Genomic DNA, 20,099 nt, shown 5'->3' with positions numbered 1-20,099 from the left:
TTCACGAACTGCGCTCAGCCTTGAGCAGCCAAGCCGCTGGCAAGGCTTTTCCTTTTGGCGTCAGCGCCTCCGGCGCCGGCGCCGTTGCGCCTTGGGCGGCGAGCCGCTCTCGCGCCGCCTCAATGCCGGCGCTGTCGAGAGCGCTTTCGGTCATGGCGCGCATGCGGCCTTCATAAAGCGCAACCTCGCCGCGCATGGCCGCGCACCAGCCCTCCGCCTCGCGCGGATCGTAGGCCTGCCGCCGCGACACAAGCTGCGAAACATCGCCGAGAAGCCGCGCCAGCATCTCTTTCGCCGCAACGCGGTCGCCATCCAGTAAAGGCCTCAGCTCTGCGAATACGGATTTCAGTTTCGCGATCGCGCCGTCATGATCGGGGCCGCGCACCGCCTCCGCCGCGATCTCAAAAAGCCCGCTTCGCAGCACCCCCTGAAGCACGCGGACATTTTCCGAACACTCCATGTCGATCCCGCCGCCTTTGTAATGGATGACAAGTTGCATGACGCCGCCGGGTGCGAGGACGCGCGCCGCTTCACTGAAGGCTTCCATTCTCGCATATTCAACGCCGAACTGGCTGACCACGATGCCGAAGGCGCCGTCTTCAAAGGGCAGCGCCGCAGCGCTGGCGGCGACGCCCGCAACACTCGCTCGTTCCGGCGCAGGTTTGCGCGCGACGGCCGCCGCCGCGGAGACGGCGTAATCGAGACCGATGAAGCGCGCCTGCAGGTCCGGAAAGGCCGCAACGGTTTCAAGCGCGCGGTCGAGCAGCACGCCGGCGCCGCACGCGAGATCGAGAAGCGATGGCGCAGGGCCGCGTTCGGCAAGCGCCGCCGTTAAAAACCGGCGCCAGGTTTCATCGAAGAGATCGCCCGGCGCGTCGCCGGAGACCGCTGCGCGCCTGCCGCCAGCGGCGTTCCAATAAGCCTCCCAATGCGCCGGGCTGGAGTCCTTAATTGATGACATGAAGCAGTCTTAGCGCGCCTTTGCAGAAAAGGGAAAAACCCATCCCCTTGCCGGCCGCAAAAAAGAAAACGGCGGGCCGAAGCCCGCCGTTTCCGATAGAAGAAGTTTCAGTTCGCTTAGAAGCGGACCGAAGCGCCCACGAAGAGCTGGCGACCCAGCGTTTCGTAGGTGGCCGGCCAGGTGTTCGCCTGCTCGTTGACCGTGGAGCCAAGGAGCGGAGCGTCTTTGCCAGTGATGTTCTGAACGCCGACCGTCAGGTCGAGATTTTCGTTGACGGCGTAGCGCATGGTGACGTCGACGTAGTTGTACATCGAAATGTCGTCAGACAGATCGCCAACAGTCGAAGCAAGACCCGGCACAGACGGATCGACTTCGGTGCCGCCGATCAGACGCCAGCGAATCGACGTGGTGAGCGGACCGGTGATGAGCGAGGTCTGCATCGTGTGCTTGTAGGTCGGCGTCGGCTCGCCGCAGTTGCCCGCGTAGTAGCCCACGCAGTCGATGCGCGGCGCCGCCGGATCGACCTGGAAGCCCGAGTCGATCGAGTAGTTGCCGTAATAGACCGTGGACACCGTACCGATATCAGAGAGGTCGAACGAGTAGTTGACCGTGAAGTCGATACCTTTGGCGAAGAATTCCGCGATGTTCAGACCGCCGATGCTCGCCAGGTAAGGCGGCTGGAAGCGGCCGGTGAGCGGATCGCGAACGCCCGGACCAAAGAAGGTGTCGCAGGTGTTGAGGTCGCCCTCGACATAGCAGCGGTCGAGCAGAAGCTGCAGCGGCACGCCGGTGATCGCGTCTTCGATGGTGATATCGTAGTAGTCGACCTGAAGGACGAGACCGTCGATCGCAGCCGGTTGCCAGACAGCGCCGACCGTAAGCGTGTCAGCCGTTTCCTGGAACAGGTTCGGGTTGCCGCCAAACAGCGCTTCGATCTGACCGGAGAGCTGGAAGTCGGTGCCCGGAGCCGGAACGCCGTACGCCGAACAGATCGACGCCTGACCGTTGCCTGCACCGAAGCCAGAGCCAGCCGAGCAGGGGTCTTGTGCGCCCGGGAAGCCGTTGGTGAAGGCGCCGAAGAGTTCAGCGATGTTCGGCGCACGCGCCGCACGCTGGAACTGGCCGCGGAAACGAAGGCCTTCGACCGGCACCCACTCCGCGCCAGCGGCGAAGGTGTGAACGCCGCCCACAGCCTGCGTCGAGTAGTCGGAGTAGCGATACGCGCCGTTGATCGAGAGTTCTTCGATTCCCGGGACGCCCTGAACGATCGGGATGTCCGTTTCCATGAAGACTTCGTAGACGTCGTAACGGCCGGCGACCGGCAGAGACGCGTTGAAGCCGCGAACGTCCGGACCGAGAACCGAGTCAGGATTGAAGTTCGCGAATTCCTCACGGTATTCGACACCGACAGCCAGACCGAGAGAGTCTTCAGCCCAAGGAGACTTGAAGCCTTCCGCGATGCCGGAGATCGTGCCCACGAACTGGGTCTGCTCAACCGTGCTGGAGATGATGCCGGTGCGGTTGATGGAGTCGGCGCATTCCTGGCTCAGCGTGTTGACGCCAAAGACGTTACAGGTGCCGTCGGCGACGCCGGCCTGAAGGGAGCTGAACGAAATGTTGCCCGACTGCGTCTGCACGGCCGAGTTGCGGCCGAATTGCAGGAACGCGTCATAGCGCCAGTTCGGCGACAGGTCGCCGCGCAGGCCCACTTGCAGCTGGAACGACGAAGAGTCGCGCAGGCTGTTCCGCGGTCCGAGAACGTCATCGTTGAAACGACGCGCCATGGAGATCTGGATGTCGTCCACGCCGTTGCCGTCACGGTCCTGAATGTCAGAACGATCAACACAGGTTGTGAGAACGTTGCCTTCATTGTCCGTGCACGGATCCGGATCGACATAGTCATAGGTCGACAGGATCGCGTCGAGGAATTCCGGATCGAGGTTCGGGTTGTCAAGGTTGATCAGGAACGTGCCGCCGACCGGGGTCGCCGCCAGCTGCTGATCGACCACGGACTGGGCGAAGATGCCGCGTGCGTAGACTTCAACGGATTCGTTGATTTCGAACGAACCACCCGCATAGATCGAGTAGCGTTCTTGCGGCAGCTGCAGATAGTTGACCGGCGCGTAGTTGTACTGGTCCTGCGGCGACTGGAAGCGGCGGCCGCCCGGCGCGCCGTTGAACGTGATGTTGTTCGTGCAGTTCGTCGTACAGGCGTAGAACGGGTTGCCCATGGCGTCGAGGAAGCCCGGAGCCTCGTCGTCGAGGTCGAACGCTTCCATGTCGTCATCGGGATCGTCGCCAAGGGTTTCGTTGTTGGTGTTCGCCAGTGAGGTGAACTGACCGCCAAGCGCAGAACCCGAACCGCCCGTCAGGAATTCCGTGCCGCCCGGGCCCGGATCGAAGAGCGAGTCAGACGAGAAGTCGCGGTCGCCCTGGAAGAGCGCTTCGCGGTTGGTGTAGGACAGCGACATGATCGCGTTGCCGCGGCCATCGGCGAAGTTGCCGCCCATGGTCAGCGCCGCGTTGAAGATGTTCGCATCCCAGCCGGCCGCCGACATTTCGTTGGAAACGTCGAGCTGAACGCCTTCGAAGTCGTCTTTCAGGATGAAGTTGACAACGCCCGCGACAGCGTCGGAACCGTAAACGGCCGAGGCGCCGCCGGTCATGACGTCGACGGACTGAACCAGCGCCGCCGGGATCGCGTTGATGTCGACAACGCCGCCAGGGCCCGAAGCGACGAAGCGGGAGCCGTCAACGAGGACGAGCGTGCGGTTCGTGCCGAGGCCACGCAGGTTGACCGTCGCGGTGCCGTTGCCGGGGTTGTTCGACGTGGAGTCGAAGGCCGGAATGACTTGCGGCAGCGTGTTGAGGAACTGCTCGGAGTTGATCGTATTGGTCAAAACGAGCTGTTCGGAGTCGACGCGGGCGATCGGGCTGGGAGCAGCCAGGTCTTCACGCGCGATACGCGTGCCGGTGACGACGATAGTGTCGTCGCTTTCTTGAGCGACGGCCGGCATGGCTGCGGCAGCAGCGACACCGGAAAGCATTGTGGTGCGCAGGAAACGCCCAGCAAGACGCTTTCTTAACATTATGATTTCCCTCCGAGTTAAAACACAAGCGCGAGATCCCGACAGGCAGGCCGGAACTTCGCGTAGATTCGCCCCCCCGAGATAAGGGCACGATGGTCGCTGACGGAATCCGCCAACTTGGGCGAGAAGCTATGGCCGCCGGGATGATGAGGTCAACAAGCTTAAGACGCGGCCGAACACTCCAAAGAACAGTGTGGCAATATCACAACAGATTTGTTTAACAGCTGATTAACCAAGCTCATCGGGGCGCGAGATCGAAGGGCGCCGTGATGCGGGGCTGCTCTGAGTGGAAGGGCTCGACCCCGTGCCACATATAAGAGGGGAAGAAGATCACGGCCCCCGCCTCAGGCTTGAACCAGCGCTCCGCCTCAAGCTTCACCCCGGCCAGCCCTGTCGCCCCAAGACGCAGAAATCCAGGTTTTTCGCCGCTTAAGACCTCGTCTGGCACCTGAACGTAATAGGAAGCGCTGATCCAGCCTTTGGGATGGATGTGATCCACATGGCCCCCACCGGAAGCGAGCACCACCGACCACGCGCCCTGGCACTCCAAGTCTTTGGTTTTTCTCGATAAAAATGGATGCACCGGATCATCGGGCAGCTCTTCCACATAGCGTTCGGCGGCGGCCAGCAATTGCGTCTTAAGGGTCTGGATGACCGGGTGGGGCTCCAGCCACAAACGGCCGGCGGATTGCGTGCCGCCGTAAAGCGTCTGCTCCAGCGGCCGGGTCGTCCCCCGATGCAAGGGCAGGATCGCTTCGGCCAGCGCCGCATTGAAGGCCGCAAGATCGGTAAAGCCCTCCGGCGTCTCAATGAACATTTTCCGGGCGAAACGGTCATAGTCGTAAAAGCGGCGGTATTCGCGATCGCCCGACAGCCGCATGGCGTTGGCTTTCAAGGCGATGTGCTTTTGCAAATGCGCCGGTGGCGCGTCCCGCTCGAGAAGCCGCACGGCCTCGTCGAACTCCCCGCGCGCAAGCCGCGTCTCGACCAAGGCGTGCAGCGCATCGAAATCGTCGGGCGCCGCTGCGAACGCGCCGGAAAACATCTCGACAGCGCCGTCGAAATCGGCGCGGCGCACGCGCACAAGGCCGATAATGCGCTTCGGCGCCGAGGCTTCAGGCTTAAGGGTCAGCGCCTCTTTCGCAGCATTTTCGGCAATGTCGGCAAGACCGGCGGGATAGGCGAGCTCCGCTTTCAGCGAAAGAAGGTCGGCGTTGGGATATTGCGCGATCACCGCATCCAGCGGCTCCAGAAAACGCGCGCCGGCGCCCTGCTCCCACAGCATCCGCGCAAGATCGCGATGGATGTCGGCGCGCAACGGGGCGAGCGACAGCGCCTGACGGTAGGCGGCGGCGGCTTCTGCAATGTCTCCGGACTGGCGCAGAGCGACGCCTAACTGGTAACGCGCTTCCGCATCGCCGGGCGCGGCCTCGACCGCGGCGCGGAGATCGGCGAGCGCTTCCTCGACCCTGCCGATCTTGCGCAAGGCGGCGCCCCGGTTTACGCGCGCAAACAACATGTCGGGCTTCAGAGCGAGCGCCGCGGAAAACTGTTCAGCCGCCTCCGCTGGACGGCCCTGATCTTCAAGCAGCACGCCGAGATTGTTGAGAGGCATTGGATCGCCCGGCGCCCGGACCAGCGTGTCGCGCATGATCTTCTCGGCGCGGACCGCATCGCCCGCCTTCCATAGCGCAAGACCGAGACTGATCCAGCCGGTGATGAAGCCCGGCTCTACAGCGACGGACGCTTCGTAAGCAGCAACCGCTTCGTCGAAACGGCCCGCCGCGCGCAACGCATTTCCTTTGTTGGCGAGAATCACATGCTTTTGCGGGTGTGAGGCGGCGGTGCGGTCGAAAACGGGAAGCGCTTCTTCTACCCGGCCCAGCCGGCCGAGACTGAGCGCCTTGATGTGCAATGCTTCGGGATGGCCGGGCCATGCGCGCAGCGCAGCATCGCTGGCCTCGAGCGCCGCATCGAAGGCGCCGCGCTGAAAATGCGCGGCGGCGCCTTGAAGGAGCTGCATGAAATTCGCGCTCATTTCCCCTGTCCCGGGCTGTTTCCTAGCGGTTTCCCAGCCTGTTTCCTGGCCGACCGCCAAGCCGTAGCATGTTGACGGCGCGAAAGGCGCTGTGTGTAATCGGCGCACGCCGCGCCTCGCGGCCTTTGTTCTTTTGGAGATGACATGAACGCTGCGCTTTCCGCAATCCTCGCCGCCTTGTTTGTCGCCGCCGCTGCGGCGCAGCCAAGCGAAACCGAGGCCGTCGACGACGCTATCGCCTGTCTCAGCGTCGAAGGCGATGGAGAACGCCTCGCCTGTCTCGAAAAGGCGGCGAAAACCCTGCAGGTGACCCGGATCGTGCGCGAAGAAGAAGCCGCGGCCGCCGAAGAAAACGAAAAGGCGAATTTCGGTCTCGCCGGCGACAGCGGCCCCGAGCAGGTCGCCGAGGCGCCGGAAGAGTTCGGCGAAGAAAACGTCGATGAGATTCGCCGCGACAAGGACGGCAAGCGCATCAAGAGCATCAAGGCGAAAATTGTGGAAGTCCGGCTGAACCCCCGGAATGTGGCGACGATCTCGCTTGAGAACGGCCAAGTGTGGCGCCAGCTCAATTCCGACGACAAGATTTTGCGCTTCGGAAACAAAGAGCGGCTCCTGACCGCCAAGGTGAAGCGCAGCATCCTCGGCAACTACATGCTGACCGTCGAGGAATTGCACCAGACCATCCGTGTGCGCCGCGTCAAGTAAGGCGGGGCGCCATGACGGAATTCGAAGACAAGACGATCGCCGTTGAAAACGGCCTCAAGCTCAACGCGAGATTTTACCACGGCGGCGTGAAGGCGCCGGTCCTGTGTCTGCACGGCCTCACGCGCAACGCCTCGGATTTCGAGCAACTGGCGCCGAAGATCGCCGCGACGGGCCGCGATGTAGTCGCGCTTACCTTTCGCGGGCGCGGACGTTCGGACTACGATCCGGATTATCTCAACTATCACCCGCTCACCTATCGCGATGATGTTTTGAGCGTGATGGACGCTCTAGATTTGCCGGAGTCTGTGTTCGTGGGCACGTCGCTCGGCGGCATCACGACGATGCTGGTGAACGACGCTGCGCGGGAGCGGGTGAAAGCGGCGATCATCAATGATGTGGGCCCGGAACTCGCGCCGGAAGGCATTGCGCGCATCGCCGGCTATGCCGGCAAAACCAAAACCGATGTAAGCGATCTGGAAGAAGCCGCGGCGGAAATCCGCGCGGTCAATGGGGTCGCTTTTCCAGATGCGGATGACGATTTCTGGCGCGCCTTCGCCCGGCGCACCTTCCGTGAAAACGCCGACGGAAGCTGGACGCTCGCCTATGATCCCAATATCGGCAAGGCGCTGACCGAAGTGGGGCCGGCCCCGGATTTATGGGCGCCGTTCGAGAGCCTGAAAAACAAACCGACGCTGATTATCCGCGGCGGGATCAGCGATCTCCTGTCGCCGGAAATCATCGCGAAAATGCGCGCGGTTCATCCGAATTTCGACTACGCCGAAATTCCGAGTGTCGGCCACGCGCCGATGCTGACGGAGCCGGCTGCGTTGAGCGCGATAGAAAGTTTTCTCACGAAAATCGACTAGGCCTTAAGCGGTCCGTCCGTGAATGCCGCATTCCGTCTTCGCCGCGCCGCGCCAGCGGCCGGCGCGGATGTCTTCGCCAGCCGCCGCCGGATGGGTGCAGGGCCAGCAGCCGATGGAAGGGTACCCTTGCGCGATCAGCGGATGCGCCGGCAAATCATGCTCTTCATAATAGGCGTCGATATCGTCTTTCGACCAGCGCACCAGCGGGTTCACTTTGATATGCGTCGGCGAGGCTTCGAAGGCGGGCAGGTTTAACCGTCCGCCGCCGTGAAACTGTTTGCGGCCGGTGATCCAGGCGTCGAAGCCGTCAAGCGCGGCGCCGAGCGGCTCCACTTTCCGAAGCGTACAGCAGGCGTCGGCGTCATGTTTCCAGAGATCGCCCGACGGATCGCGGAAGGTCAGCGCCTCCTTCGACGGCTGAATGTCGCGCACGTCGGTGAGGCCGAGCTTCGCGGCGAGCTTTTTGCGGTAGCTCAGGGTCTGCGCAAAATGTTTTTCCGTATCGAGAAAGATCACCGGGATCGACGGATCGACTCGCGCCGCGAGATGCAAGAGCGCCGCCGACTCCGCGCCGAAAGACGACACAAGCGCGATGCGGCCCGGAAACTCTTCCTTGATCGCCACGCGCAAGATCTCCAGCGCATCCGCGCCGGAATGTTTGAGTGCAAGACGGCGCGCTCGCGACTCCCGCTCGTCATTGGCGGGCGCGTCAGGCAGGTTTTCCACCTTCAAAGATGCCGATGCACTCATGATGAGGCTCCTTACGCGGCCGCCGCGCGATCAAGACGCTTGCGCCAGACCGGCGCGAGGCCGTCCGCCGCCGGCTGATAGGCGAAGGAGAATTCTTTCAACGCCGCATTGGCGCCGTCGGCGTCGCCCGCAAATTCGAACGCGTCGACGCCGCAGCGCGCCATGAACAAGAGCTGGTCGCGCAACACGTCGCCGCGGGCGCGGATTTCGCCCGTATAGCCGTAGCGCTCGCGCAAGAGCCGCGCCTGTGAATAAGCGCGCCCGTCCTTGAAGGCGGGAAATTCGAGAATAATCGTCGAAAACCCCGCAAGATCGCATTTCACATCGCCGAGCGGGGTGTCGTTGCTGATTTTCAGCGCCGTCGCATCCGCATGCTCTTGCGGATTGTCGCGCCAGTCCTCCAGCGAGACTTCCGACAACGGCTCTTCAAGCGCCGGGTAAAGACGGCCGCGGGAAAGTTTAAGCAGCTTCATAAAGAGCCTCCTTGAAAGGATCTGCGCCGAGACGGCGGTATGTGTCGAGAAAACGTTCCTTGCCCTGACGGTTCTGGCGATAGACGCCGACGAGTTTTTCAACGGCGTCGACGACCTGATCGGACGAAAGACCGCGGCCGGCGATTTCGCCGAGCGAGGCGTCTTCTGCGCCGGAGCCGCCGAGGGTCACCTGGTAAAACTCCTCACCTTTCTTATCGACGCCGAGAATGCCGATATGACCGACGTGATGATGGCCGCAGGCGTTGATGCAGCCTGAAATCTTGATCTTGAGTTCGCCGATGTCTTCTTCATCGTCGAGATCGGCGAAGCGTTCGGAAATGCGCTGCGCGATGGGGATCGAGCGCGCATTGGCGAGAGAGCAGTAATCGAGCCCCGGGCAGGCAATGATGTCGCTCACCAAACCGATATTCGCCGTCGCAAGATCCGCCGCCTTCAGCGCCGAATAGACCGCGTAAAGATCATCCTTTTTCACATGCGGCAGGACGAGATTCTGCTCATGCGTCGCACGGATTTCATCGAGGGAATATTCCTCCGCGATGTCGGCTACCGCCTCCATCTGCACATCCGATATATCGCCTGGAACGCCGCCGATGGGCTTCAGGGAAATATTGACGATGGCGTAGCCGGGAACCTTATGCGCCACAGTGTTAACGCGCAGCCAGCGCGCGAACTCCTTCTCGCTCGCTTTTTTCTCTTCGAGGGCGTTGCTCGCCTCCGGCAGTTTTTCGAAGGCGGGCGGCGCGAAATAGGCGTTGATGCGCGCCATTTCTTCGCGCGGCAGGTCGATGCCGCTGTCTTTAATTTGCTCCCATTCAGCCTCGACCATGTCGGCGAATTTTTCGGCGCCTTCTGCATTGACGAGGATTTTGATCCGCGCCTTGTACAGATTGTCGCGACGGCCTTCGAGATTATAAACACGCAAAATCGCTTCGAGATAAGAGAGCAGATATTTCTTCGGCAGGAACTTGCGGATCGTATGGCCCACATAGGGCGTCCGGCCGAGCCCGCCGCCGACGATCACTTCGAAACCCGTTTCGCCTTCGTCGCTCTTGTAAAGAATGAGACCGATATCGTGGACCTTCACTGCGGCGCGGTCATGCGGCGCGGCCGTCACGGCGATCTTGAACTTGCGCGGCAGGAACGAAAATTCCGGATGGAACGTCGACCATTGCCGGATCATTTCGCAATAGGGACGCGGGTCCTCAATCTCTTCGGCGCTTGCGCCCGCATATTGATCCGAGGTCACGTTGCGAATGCAATTTCCGGATGTCTGGATCGCGTGCATTTCGACGTCGGCAAGATCGTCGAGCAGGTCCGGCACGTCGACCAGCGCCGGCCAGTTATATTGAATGTTCTGGCGCGTGGTGAAATGGCCGTAGCCCTTGTCGTATTTGCGCGCGACTTCGCCGAGACGGCGCATCTGTTTTGACGACAGGGTTCCATAGGGAATCGCCACGCGCAGCATATAGGCGTGAAGCTGCAGATAGAGCCCGTTCATCAGGCGAAGCGGCTTGAACTGGTCCTCCGTCAGCTCGCCGGCGAGGCGGCGCTGAACCTGTCCGCGGAACTGCGCGACCCGTTCGGCGACCATCGTCGCATCGAATTCATCGTAACGATACATTCAGGCGGCTTTCTTTGTTTTGGCGGTTTTGATTCCGAGGTCGCGCTCGACGCGCGCAATCCATTTTTGGAGCGCCGCATAAGGCGAAAGATCGAAGCCGCCCTCCGGCGCAACGCGCGTGTAAGCGACGAGCGCAATATCGGCGAGGGTGAGCTTGTCGCCGACGAGATAGTCTGACGTTTGCAGCGCCTCTTCGAGACGCTTCAGCGCCGCGACGCCTTTTTCCATCAGCTTCGGATCGATCTCGGAATCCGATTTTTTGAGATACGCTTTATGAAAGCGGCGCACGGCGATGGCGGTTTCATGGGAATATTGCTCCCAGAACAGCCATTCGAAGACTTTCGCGCGGGCATAGTCGCCTTTCGGCAGGAGCCCGCCTTTGTGAACGCGGTTGAGATAAAGAATGATCGCGTTCGATTGCGCCAGCGGCTTGCCGTCCGGAAGAATGACAAGCGGAACCTGCCCCGCCGGATTGAGTTTCAGAAATTCCGGCGTGCGGGTTTCGGACTTCAGCACGCTGGTTTCGATCCAGTCATATTTGAGACCGAGAAGATCGGCGGTCCATTTCACCTTCAGGCAATTGCCGCTGATCCCGTCGCCATAAATCTTGAGTTTCGCCATGACCTCAAGCCTCCGCCTGATAGCCGAGATCGAGCCGCACGGTGGGTCCCGATTTGCGGATCGTTTCGCGCAGAGTTTCACGCCCCGCAGGCGCGCCTGAGTCAGTGACATCGATGAGGTAAGCGTCGGCGATTTCCTTCACGCGCTTTTGCGCGGCGGCGAGCACGTCTTTTGCGTCGCCGTCTTCAAAACGTGCAGCAGCCGAAAGATCGGAAGTCCAGCGGTCATCCTCGCCGAGATAGACGACGGCGCCGTCATCGAGACGGTTTGCAGTGACGGATTTCATGCGGCAGCCCTTTGTCTTGCAATGATGTCGATGAGCGTTTCGCCGTCCGCGAGCGCCGCCACTTCGCCAATGACGAGGAGCGCCGGCCCCTTGATTTCGCTAGCGGTAATCAGATGCGCCAGATAGCCGAGCGCGCCCTTGACGATTTTCTGGTTCTCGCGCGTTCCGTTTTCAATGACCGCGACCGGCGTGTCGCGCCCGCGGCCATGCTCGATCAGTTTCGCCGCAATCGTTTCGGCTTTCGTCACGCCCATATAAACGACCAGCGTGTTTTTCAGCGCCGCCAGCGCCGACCAGTCGAGGGCGGGGTCGGCCTCCCCCTTCGCGTGGCCGGTCACGAACGTGACCGCCTGGGCGTGGTCGCGATGGGTGAGCGCCATGTTGGCGGCGGCGGCGCATCCGGTCGCGGCGGTGACGCCGGGGCAGACGAAAACGGGGATGTTCGCGTTCCGGAGCGCTTCAAGCTCCTCACCCCCGCGACCGAATACAAAGGGGTCGCCGCCTTTGAGGCGCACAACCATTTTTCCCTGGCGCGCAAACTCGATGAGGCGCGCCTCGATCTCTTCCTGGGGCACGGCGTGGTTCGATTTCGCCTTGCCCACATAAAAGCGCTCTGCGTCGCGGCGCGCGAGCGAGAGGATTTCGTCGCTCACCAGCCGGTCGTAGAGAATGACGTCGGCGCGCTGGAGAAGCCGCAGCGCCTTGATGGTCAACAAATCCGGATCGCCTGGTCCCGCGCCGACAATATGAACGGCGCCGGTTTTTTCTTCCGCTTGCGGACGATTGACAAGGGCGAGCATCGCTTCATGGGCGCGAGCCTCATCGCCGGCGAGGATTTGCGCCGCGATGGGACCGTCGAAAAACTCTTCCCAGAAAGTGCGACGTTCTTCCGGCGCGATGGTCGCTTTCACCGTGTCGCGATAACGATCCGCGAACTCGGCGAGCGCGCCGAGGCGCGGCGGCAGCAGCGCCTCGATATCGGCGCGCAGGCGCTTGCCCAACACCGGGGCTGCGCCGCCGGTCGAAATCGACACCGTGACCCGGCCGCGGTCGACAATCGATGGGGTGGTGAAATCGCAAAGTTCGGGCTGATCGACGACATTAAGAAGAACGCCGGCGAGCCGCGCGACCTCCGCCCAGCGCCAGGCCTCGCTCTCTTCCGTGTCGGCGATGAAGACGAGGACGGAGGCTTCGATATCGGCGGCGACCGGCTCTCGGGCGATCAGCCGGGCCTGGGTCTCAAGTTCAGCCTTTGTCTCCGGCGCGAAGTCGGCGGCGATCAGGGTCAGCTTGGCGCCCGCCGCCAGCATCAGCCGGGCCTTGGCCAGCGCCGCCGCGCCGCCGCCAAGGATCAGAACCGGGCGGCCGCGGAGATCGATATATGCTGGAAATGCTTTCATGATAGATTTTCTAACACTATAGAAAAATTGCGCCCGCTGTCGGGCTGGTTGAGCGCAAGCTATTCGCCCGGTTTTAGCTTCTCAAACGAATATTTCTGCTAAAAGCCTTAGCTTTGCTGACGGGATCGCATGTTTTGGGAGATTTTCTCGGATTAGCTTGCCTGATTAATGCTTCACAAGGAGGTGATGGCGGCATTGCCTCTTGATTATTTAGGAAAGCTATCCGAATAATGCTTCCTGAAGAGGAGAGAGAGCCCCGATAATGAAGCAATTGCCGCCCCTCAATGCGCTTCGCGTCTTTGAAGCCGCCGCGCGCCACTTAAGTTTCACTAAAGCTGCGGAAGAACTCCATGTGACGCCGGGCGCGGTCAGCCAGCAGATCAAGGCGCTGGAGGATTTCCTCCAGACCCCGGTCTTCCGCCGCCACAAGCGGGCCCTCCTCCTGACCGACGAGGCGCAGGCGAGCCTGCCGATCCTGCGGGAGGGCTTCGACAAGCTGGTGGAGGCGGGAGAAATCCTCGCCAAGAAGGCCGACGCTGGCCGCCTCACCGTTTCGGTCGCGCCTTCCTTCGCCTCGAAATGGCTGGTGCCGCGCCTCGACCGGTTTCAGGAAGCCCATCCCGACATCGATGTCTGGGTTTCGGCCGACATGAACGTCGTCGATTTCGCGGTCGACGATGTGGACATCGCCATCCGTTACGGCGCCGGGCGCTATCAGGGCCTCGTGACCGAGCACTTGATGGCCGAAAAGATTGTGCCGGTCTGCGCCCCTTCCCTCCTCACCGGCGAGCATCCGATCAAGAAGCCGGAAGATCTCGTCCATCACACGCTGCTGCACGATAGCGGTCATGACAAGGATCCGGGCTGCCCCACCTGGCCCATGTGGCTGAAGGCGGCGGGCGTCGAACACAAAACCGGCGACCGCGGTTTGAAGTTCAACCAGTCCTCTCTCGTCATCGAGGCCGCCGTGGCTGGCAAGGGCGTCGCGCTCGCAAAAGCCGCGCTGGCGCTCGCCGACCTCGAAGCGGCGCGCCTTGTCATCCCGTTCGACCTTACGACGCCTACGGAGTTTTCCTATTACCTCGTCCATCCGCCGTCGAAGGCGACGTCGCCGGCGGTGAAGGCGTTCAAGGCTTGGGTGCTCAATGAAGCCGCGGAAAGCGTCGACGCCGCCGGCGCGCAGGAAGCGGCGGCGTAATCGCTTTATCTTCGATCTGAAATCTATCCTGAAAAAAATTTTGCGCCCGCGTCGTGGGGGAACAACGCGGGCGCCATACAGCGATCCCTGCCGAGAGGGGGAGAGACGCGAGGATCGCTGCCTTTCCTGAAAGATGGGGGCCATACAGCAACGATCAAGCGTCACGGTAGTGACAAATTCGTTAGCCGGATCACAACCGTCGTGAGGACTGCGACAAGTCGTCAGCCAGACGCGTTCAGCCCAAGCTGATCGAGACAGGCGCAGACCGCTTCGAACACCAGGAGAGTCGAGGCGTGACGCTGCGGATAGTCGCGGATCGGCTCAAGCATGGCGAGATCGCGCCAGCGCTCGTCCCAGTCTTCGCCCACCGGCGGGTCGCCGCCGTCTTTCAGCATCGCCCGCATGCGGTCGCGCAGACGATAAAGTTCGACTGCTTCAGCGCCGATGATGTTGCGCGCGACGATGGAGGCCGACGCCTGGCCGAGGGCGCAGGCCTTCGCCTCCATGCCGAAATCCGCGACGCGCCCGTCCTTCATCGCGAGATCGACCGTGACTTCCGACCCGCAGACGCGACTGACCTTGGTCGCGCTCGCGTCGGGCGCGTCGAGACGGCGGGCGGCGGGGATCGCCGCCGCTGCGTCGAGAACGCCGCCGGTATAGAGTTCGCTCAGCATCGCGCCCTATGTGGCGGTTTTTTACGGCAAGTCAAACAGCAGGATTTCGCTGTCCGCGAGGGCGCGGAAGGAGACGCTTTCCTCCTCCGCGATCTTGGCGCCGTCGCCAGCCTGCATCATCAGGCCGCCAATTTCGACCCCGCCTTTCGCGACCTGCAGCCAGCCGTAGCGCCCTCCGTCGAAGTCATGGGAAAGCGTCTCGCCTTCTCTTACTTTCGCCGCGTAGAGCGACGCGTCCTGGCGGATGGCGAAAGAGCCGTCGCGTCCGTCCGGCGACGCGATAAGGGTGAGGGCGCCATTTATGCTGTCGGCGACTTTACGCTCCTCATAGCGCGGCGCCCCGCCGCGCTCGTTCGGCAGCAGCCATATCTGGTAAAGATGCAAGGGCTCCGTGTTGGAGGCATTGAATTCGCTGTGCGTCACGCCAGACCCGGCCGACATGTATTGCACCATGCCAGTCGTGATGACCCCGCCGCCGCCAGTCGAATCCTTATGGGCGAGCGCCCCTTCGAGCACATAGGTGATGATCTCCATGCTCTCATGGGGATGGGTCGGAAACCCGGCGCCCGGCGTGATGTGGTCCTCGTTGATGACCCTCAAGGCGCGGTAGCCCATGTGATCGGGATGATAATAGTTGGCGAAGGAAAATGTGTAGCGCGTGTCGAGCCAGCCATAATTGGCCTTGCCCCGGTCGCCGCCTCTTCGGATCGTAATCATATGGCTTCCTCGCCGGCCGGTTTGAGGGAAACGACCGGCCCTAGCCGCCTGATGGCGGGATCAGATTGTGGATGATTCCGCGATTATTTAGGCGCGCGCCAGCCCCTTTAAAGGGGGGCCACAAAGCTGTGAATGGACCCCCTGCACCGGCTTCGTCCCGGCAGGCCACCGCTTCGCCGCAAAGCCGATTGCCGCCGCCGCCGGGGCCCGCCAAGCTTTGACCCTCAACGGCGCCGGAAGTTGCGTTGCCTTTCCATAGCGCCTGCAAAGGAAACAAAAGACACAACGCATCCCAGAAAAGGAGACACCGCATGTTGCATCTCAACAAGACAAAAATCTTCATCCTTTCCGGCGCGGCCGCGATCGGCCTCGCCTTCGCCGCGCCAGCCGCGCTCGCAAACGACTTCATCGATATTTCACTTGAAGATCTCGATTTCGGCGATGAAGATTTTCTTCAGCAGTTGATCGATATGGACGCCGACGACATCGCCGACATGCGCGCGGAGATGGCCGAAGCCCGCGCCGAAATCCGCGAAGCCATCGGTGAAGTCGAAGCCGCCCGCGCAGAGGCTGCGGCCAATCCGGAGACCAAACCGGTCGTTATCGCCGCGCTGGAAGCGGCGAGCGCCGCCGTCGTGACCGCCACGAAAACCGTGTTCGAGGAAATCCGCACCGAGCTAGACGATGCGGAAACCGACCTCGCCGCCGCTGATATCAGCGCCGAGGAGATGTCGGAGACAAAAGCCGCAATTGCGGCGCTGCGCGAAGAGCTCGCCGGCATTGAAGACGCGCTTGGCGAGCTTGTCGCCGCGATGCGCGCATAAGGCTGCTAATACAAAAGGCGCGGGAGAAGCGCTTGTAACGCCTCTCCCGCGCCCCCTCTCTCCCCTTCTCCGGCGCCGTGGACTACACCGCTTCCAGCACCAGAGACGCAGCGGCCGTATTGCTGATGGGGATGTGGTAGTTTTCGGTGCGCTTTTTCAGCGGCCGTTCGCCGAGCGCGCCGCGGGCCGCGATCCAGTTGAGGATTTCGACGCCTTGGGTGCCGGCTTTTTCGACGATGCCCGCGATTGAGTCCCCAACCAGCGCTTCCGGATCGTCCATCAGATGATCGAGGCAGAAGCGGTCGTAATCGGCGTTGATGAACCCGGCGCGCTCCCCGTCGAGCTGATGCGACAGCCCGCCTGTGCCAATGACCACGATTTTGTCGTCGCTCTCCCAGCTTTCGAGCGCGCGCCCGACGGCGCGGCCGAGCGCCAGACAGCGCTTCGCCGAGGGCAAAGGATGCTGCACCGTGTTGATCGCAACAGGCACGATCTTCACCGGCCACGCGTCCCTCGCCGGCCAGACAAGCTGGAACGGAATGGTCATGGCGTGATCCACCAGCATCTTCTGGCAGGTGGTGATGTCGAATTCATCGGCGACCAGTTGTTCGATGATATGCCATGACAGGGCAGAGTCGCCCCTGAAGGATTTGCACACCGGCAGGCCCCAGCCTTCATCGGCGTTGTTGTATTCCTCCGCCGCGCCCACCGCGAAAGTCGGCATCTTGTCGAGGAAGAAATTGAGGCCGTGATCGTTGTAAAAGACCACCGCCACATCGGGCTTTTCCTCGTTCAGCCATTCCGCGATCGGCGGATAGCCGTCGAAAAACGGTTTCCAGTAAGGGTCTTTTTGAAGACCCTTGGCGATGGCGCCGCCAATGGCCGGCACATGGCTGGTGAAATATCCGCCGATGATCTCGCTCACGCCGCCCCTCCATATTCATTGTAGGACAGAAGTTTCGCCTTGAAGGCGTCGACGCTCATGCCGGTCTGGGCGGCGCCGAGATCCTGCACATTAAGGCCCCAGATGCCGGCGAGCTTGGCGAGATAATAGACGTTGCCGCCTGCTGCGATCATGCCGAGGACATCGCGCTCGGCGACGGCCCGCCGCTGCGCCGGCGTCAGGTTGTATTTGCGGCAATAGGCCTCTTCATCGCGGCGGAATTCCTCGCGGTTTTCCGCATCGTTGAAAGAATAGCACATGGCGTTGAGCGCATAGCCGCGCTGGGCCATATCGCCGTCGAACAGCGTCGTGCCTTCAATGGGCTGGCGCTCGTGGTGCTGAGTTGCAGACATGTGGACCTCGCCAATATTCAAGCTTCAGCCGGAATATTGGCGGCCTGGCGGTGAGGCGTCGTTGACCTGCATCAACAGCCAAGTGCGTAAGAATACTTAGAAATTCAGGTCTAGCGTCACCCGCCCTGGGAGTCCGGCAGCGTGCCCACGGGGGCGAGGAGGATGATCCCGATCAGCAGGATCAGCATCACCGCCAGCGCGGCGAGATTGATTTTAAGCGCCTTTTCGGCGGATTTCTGCTCGAACCAGGTGCGCGGGCGGACCCCCTTGTAGAAATAGACCCCTTGAGCGGCGATCATGATGCAGACGACGTTGACCGTCAGCAACAGAAGCGACCGCCCGAAAAAACCGATGTCTCCGGCCCCGAGAAAAAGCCCCGCTGCGGCGGCGGGCGGCAAAAGCGCCACGGCGACCATGACGCCCACCAGCGCCGAAGAAATTCCGGCGACGATGGAAAGAGCCGCGGCGACGCCCGCGGCGAGGGCCAACACAACGGAATCGATTCCCGCCACCGTGCGGCTCATCAGTTCGTTGCTTTCAAGATTGACGCCGAACAGCGCGCCGATCGCCGCCGCCGTTGCAAAGCCCAGCGCGAGACCCGCAACCGCGTTGCGCCCGGCGCGCAGGAGCATTTTCGTATCGCCGAGCGCAGCGCCGAGAGAGATGGCGAGGATCGGTCCCAGAAGCGGCGCGATGACCATGGCGCCAATCACGGCGGCGATGTTGTCGGCGTTGAGCCCGAGCGCCGCCACGATGGCCGAAGCGAAGGTCAGAACAAAAAAGTCGAGGCTAAGCTCTGCGCCTTTCGCGACGTCATTGTAAATTTCTTCGCGCAAGGCCGATTTCTTGCGGCCTTTTTTTTCGCCTTTCTCTTCGCCGGGATCTGGCTTCGGGGCCGTCGCCTCCACCGGCAAAACGATGATGCGCCAATTGTCTTCGTTTTCACAGATACTCTGCAGCGAATCGACGAGGCCCTGGGCGCCGTTTTCGGTGAAGAAGGCGCGCAAGACCATCATGTCGTCTTCCTCGGTGGCGGAAAAACGGAAATGATCGGGCTCGCACTCTTTAAGCGCCTTTTCGACCTTGTCGCGTTTATCAGCGCAAAAGACGGCTTCGATCAAACGCATGACTTCACGCCCGCCGCCAGGTCGCGCCCTGCGGCCCGTCTTCGAGGATGACGCCTTTCGCGGCGAGGTCATCGCGGATTTCGTCGGCGCGAGCGAAGTTCCTCGCTTTGCGGGCTTCCGCGCGCTCGGCGATCAGGGCTTCGATTTCTTCGGGCGAAGGACCGTCGCCGCCGCCGGCCTTGAACCACTTCGCCGGATCTTCGTTGAAAAACCCCATGAGGCGGCCGGCGTTGCGCAGGCGCGCAACCGCTTTCTCCTTCGCTTCGCCTTCCATTTGTCCCGCAATGTCGCGCAATTCGTGAAGACCGGCGAACGCTTCCGGCGTGTTGAGATCGTCCTCCAGCGCCAGCATGACGCTTTCGGGCGCGGCGCCGGTTTCTTCCGTAAACGGAATTTCTTCGAGCAGCCGATAAAACCGGTCGAGTTGTTTCTTCGACTGCTTCAAAAGCTCCTCGGTCCATTCCAGCGGCTGGCGGTAATGCGCGGAGAGGAGCGCCCAGCGGATCACCTCGCCATGCCAGTCTTTCAGCAAATCATGCGCGAGCACGATGTTCCCCAGAGACTTCGACATCTTGTCGGCGCCCATGCGGAGGAAGCCGTTATGCATCCAGTAGCGCGCGAGCGGCGCGCCGTCATGGGAGCAGGCCGACTGCGCAATTTCGTTTTCATGATGCGGAAATCTGAGATCCTGCCCGCCGCCATGAATATCGATGGTCTCGCCCAGCATCGCCTCGATCATCACCGAACATTCAAGATGCCAGCCTGGACGGCCCCGGCCCCAGGGACTGTCCCAGCCGGGCTCGCCTTCCTTCGACGGCTTCCACAAGACGAAATCCGCCGGGCTCTTTTTATAAGGCGCGACCTCGACCCGGGCGCCGGCGATCATCTCGTCGCGGTCGGCGCCGGAGAGCCTGCCGTAGTCGGCGTAAGCGTCGACGGAAAAGAGCACATGGCCTTCCGCCGCATAGGCCGCGCCTTTTTCAATGAGCCGCTCCATCATCGCGATCATCGGCGCAACATGCTCTGTCGCGGTCGGCTCGAGCCGAGGCCGGATGACGCCGAGCGCGCCCATGTCGGCGCGGTAGATGTCGGCGAATTTCTTCGTGATCGCGTCGATGGGCTCGCCGCTTTCCGCCGCAGCCTTGATGATCTTGTCGTCGATGTCGGTGATGTTGCGCGCATAGACGACATGATCGGCGCCGTAACGCGCGCGCAAGACCCGGTAGAGGAGATCGAACGCCACCGCCGAACGGGCATTGCCGATATGGGCGTAGCTGTAGACGGTCGGGCCGCAGACATACATGGTCACCCGCTTCGGATCAGCGGGTTCGAACACGCGTTTTTCACGCGCCATCGAGTCGTAAATCGTCAGGGCCATGTGAGGGTCTTTCTTATCAGGGCCGTTGCTAGCCGCGCCGGGCGGCGGAGGCAA

19 protein-coding genes are annotated in these 20,099 nt (G+C 61.9%); 4 read left to right on the top strand and 15 right to left on the bottom strand.

The features are described 5' to 3' along the window. Nucleotide 1: 1 nt before the first annotated feature. The 3 genes from ACQY5P_RS14965 to ACQY5P_RS14955 form a co-directional block, all read right to left on the bottom strand. On the bottom strand, nucleotides 2–961 hold the full coding sequence (locus ACQY5P_RS14965; protein ID WP_428407670.1) for a class I SAM-dependent methyltransferase: 960 nt from the start codon (nucleotides 959–961) through the stop codon (nucleotides 2–4). Between the two features lie 116 nt (nucleotides 962–1,077). Further along, entirely contained in the window at nucleotides 1,078–4,050 is a 2,973-nt protein-coding gene (locus ACQY5P_RS14960; RefSeq protein WP_428407669.1) for a TonB-dependent receptor domain-containing protein, read from the bottom strand. A 238-nt stretch (nucleotides 4,051–4,288) separates the two neighbouring features. Further along, nucleotides 4,289–6,088 (bottom strand): tetratricopeptide repeat protein, encoded by a 1,800-nt coding sequence (locus ACQY5P_RS14955; protein ID WP_428407668.1) that lies wholly within the window; start codon nucleotides 6,086–6,088, stop codon nucleotides 4,289–4,291. 144 nt (nucleotides 6,089–6,232) lie between these two features. Here ACQY5P_RS14955 and ACQY5P_RS14950 point away from each other — a divergent pair, with 144 nt between their 5' ends. Together ACQY5P_RS14950 and ACQY5P_RS14945 are read left to right on the top strand one after the other, a co-directional pair. Continuing rightward, the gene (locus tag ACQY5P_RS14950; RefSeq protein ID WP_428407667.1) at nucleotides 6,233–6,793 is read left to right on the top strand and encodes a hypothetical protein; all 561 of its coding nucleotides are present in this window, start codon (nucleotides 6,233–6,235) and stop codon (nucleotides 6,791–6,793) included. An 11-nt stretch (nucleotides 6,794–6,804) separates the two neighbouring features. Beyond that, a complete protein-coding gene (locus ACQY5P_RS14945) occupies nucleotides 6,805–7,659 on the top strand; it encodes an alpha/beta fold hydrolase (RefSeq protein WP_428407666.1) in 855 nt (284 codons plus the stop codon). Nucleotides 7,660–7,662: 3 nt separating this feature from the next. Here ACQY5P_RS14945 and ACQY5P_RS14940 read toward each other — a convergent pair whose 3' ends face one another. From ACQY5P_RS14940 to cysG, 6 genes are read right to left on the bottom strand one after another with little or no spacing between them, the layout of a single operon-like run. Continuing rightward, entirely contained in the window at nucleotides 7,663–8,409 is a 747-nt protein-coding gene (locus ACQY5P_RS14940) for a phosphoadenylyl-sulfate reductase (protein ID WP_428407665.1), read from the bottom strand. Between the two features lie 11 nt (nucleotides 8,410–8,420). After that, nucleotides 8,421–8,882 carry a DUF934 domain-containing protein gene (locus ACQY5P_RS14935; RefSeq protein ID WP_428407664.1) on the bottom strand — a complete coding sequence of 154 codons (462 nt, stop codon included), beginning with the start codon at nucleotides 8,880–8,882 and terminating at the stop codon, nucleotides 8,421–8,423. Further along, nucleotides 8,869–10,524, bottom strand: coding sequence for a nitrite/sulfite reductase (locus ACQY5P_RS14930; RefSeq protein ID WP_428407663.1), 1,656 nt, complete (start codon nucleotides 10,522–10,524; stop codon nucleotides 8,869–8,871). Before ACQY5P_RS14930 ends, ACQY5P_RS14935 begins: the two co-directional genes overlap by 14 nt. Then, nucleotides 10,525–11,145 (bottom strand): glutathione S-transferase family protein, encoded by a 621-nt coding sequence (locus ACQY5P_RS14925; protein ID WP_428407662.1) that lies wholly within the window; start codon nucleotides 11,143–11,145, stop codon nucleotides 10,525–10,527. It lies immediately after the preceding gene. Nucleotides 11,146–11,149: 4 nt separating this feature from the next. Further along, the gene (locus tag ACQY5P_RS14920) at nucleotides 11,150–11,431 is read right to left on the bottom strand and encodes a DUF2849 domain-containing protein (protein ID WP_428407661.1); all 282 of its coding nucleotides are present in this window, start codon (nucleotides 11,429–11,431) and stop codon (nucleotides 11,150–11,152) included. After that, entirely contained in the window at nucleotides 11,428–12,831 is a 1,404-nt protein-coding gene (gene cysG, locus ACQY5P_RS14915) for a siroheme synthase CysG (protein WP_428407660.1), read from the bottom strand. Before cysG ends, ACQY5P_RS14920 begins: the two co-directional genes overlap by 4 nt. A 262-nt stretch (nucleotides 12,832–13,093) precedes the next feature. On the opposite strand from cysG, the gene gcvA reads away from it, so the two are divergent. Continuing rightward, nucleotides 13,094–14,029 (top strand): transcriptional regulator GcvA, encoded by a 936-nt coding sequence (gene gcvA / locus ACQY5P_RS14910; protein WP_428407659.1) that lies wholly within the window; start codon nucleotides 13,094–13,096, stop codon nucleotides 14,027–14,029. A 221-nt stretch (nucleotides 14,030–14,250) separates the two neighbouring features. On the opposite strand, the gene ACQY5P_RS14905 is transcribed toward gcvA, so the two are convergent. Continuing rightward, nucleotides 14,251–14,703, bottom strand: a complete 453-nt coding sequence (locus ACQY5P_RS14905) for an iron-sulfur cluster assembly scaffold protein (protein ID WP_428407658.1) — start codon at nucleotides 14,701–14,703, stop codon at nucleotides 14,251–14,253. Between the two features lie 21 nt (nucleotides 14,704–14,724). Further along, a complete protein-coding gene (locus ACQY5P_RS14900; RefSeq protein WP_428407657.1) occupies nucleotides 14,725–15,420 on the bottom strand; it encodes a pirin family protein in 696 nt (231 codons plus the stop codon). A gap of 311 nt (nucleotides 15,421–15,731) precedes the next feature. Between ACQY5P_RS14900 and ACQY5P_RS14895 the strand changes: the two genes are divergently transcribed. Beyond that, the gene (locus ACQY5P_RS14895; protein WP_428407656.1) at nucleotides 15,732–16,244 is read left to right on the top strand and encodes a hypothetical protein; all 513 of its coding nucleotides are present in this window, start codon (nucleotides 15,732–15,734) and stop codon (nucleotides 16,242–16,244) included. An 82-nt stretch (nucleotides 16,245–16,326) separates the two neighbouring features. Here the strand turns inward: ACQY5P_RS14895 and ACQY5P_RS14890 are convergent, their stop codons facing one another. The 4 genes from ACQY5P_RS14890 to cysS all read right to left on the bottom strand — a co-directional run bounded on the left by ACQY5P_RS14890 (nucleotide 16,327) and on the right by cysS (nucleotide 20,045). Then, complete coding sequence (locus tag ACQY5P_RS14890) at nucleotides 16,327–17,169, bottom strand: class III extradiol dioxygenase family protein (protein WP_428407655.1); 843 nt, start codon at nucleotides 17,167–17,169, stop codon at nucleotides 16,327–16,329. Further along, complete coding sequence (locus tag ACQY5P_RS14885; protein WP_428407654.1) at nucleotides 17,166–17,540, bottom strand: protocatechuate 4,5-dioxygenase subunit alpha; 375 nt, start codon at nucleotides 17,538–17,540, stop codon at nucleotides 17,166–17,168. Before ACQY5P_RS14885 ends, ACQY5P_RS14890 begins: the two co-directional genes overlap by 4 nt. A 116-nt stretch (nucleotides 17,541–17,656) precedes the next feature. Further along, nucleotides 17,657–18,667 (bottom strand): TIGR00341 family protein, encoded by a 1,011-nt coding sequence (locus ACQY5P_RS14880; protein WP_428407653.1) that lies wholly within the window; start codon nucleotides 18,665–18,667, stop codon nucleotides 17,657–17,659. Nucleotides 18,668–18,671: 4 nt separating this feature from the next. Next, nucleotides 18,672–20,045 (bottom strand): cysteine--tRNA ligase, encoded by a 1,374-nt coding sequence (gene cysS, locus ACQY5P_RS14875; protein WP_428407652.1) that lies wholly within the window; start codon nucleotides 20,043–20,045, stop codon nucleotides 18,672–18,674. Between the last annotated feature and the right edge of the window lie 54 nt (nucleotides 20,046–20,099).

Origin of the sequence: Hyphococcus sp., from assembly GCF_965267305.1 — a bacterium.
Classification (GTDB): domain Bacteria; phylum Pseudomonadota; class Alphaproteobacteria; order Caulobacterales; family Parvularculaceae; genus Hyphococcus.
This window is presented reverse-complemented; position numbering and strand designations above follow the sequence as displayed.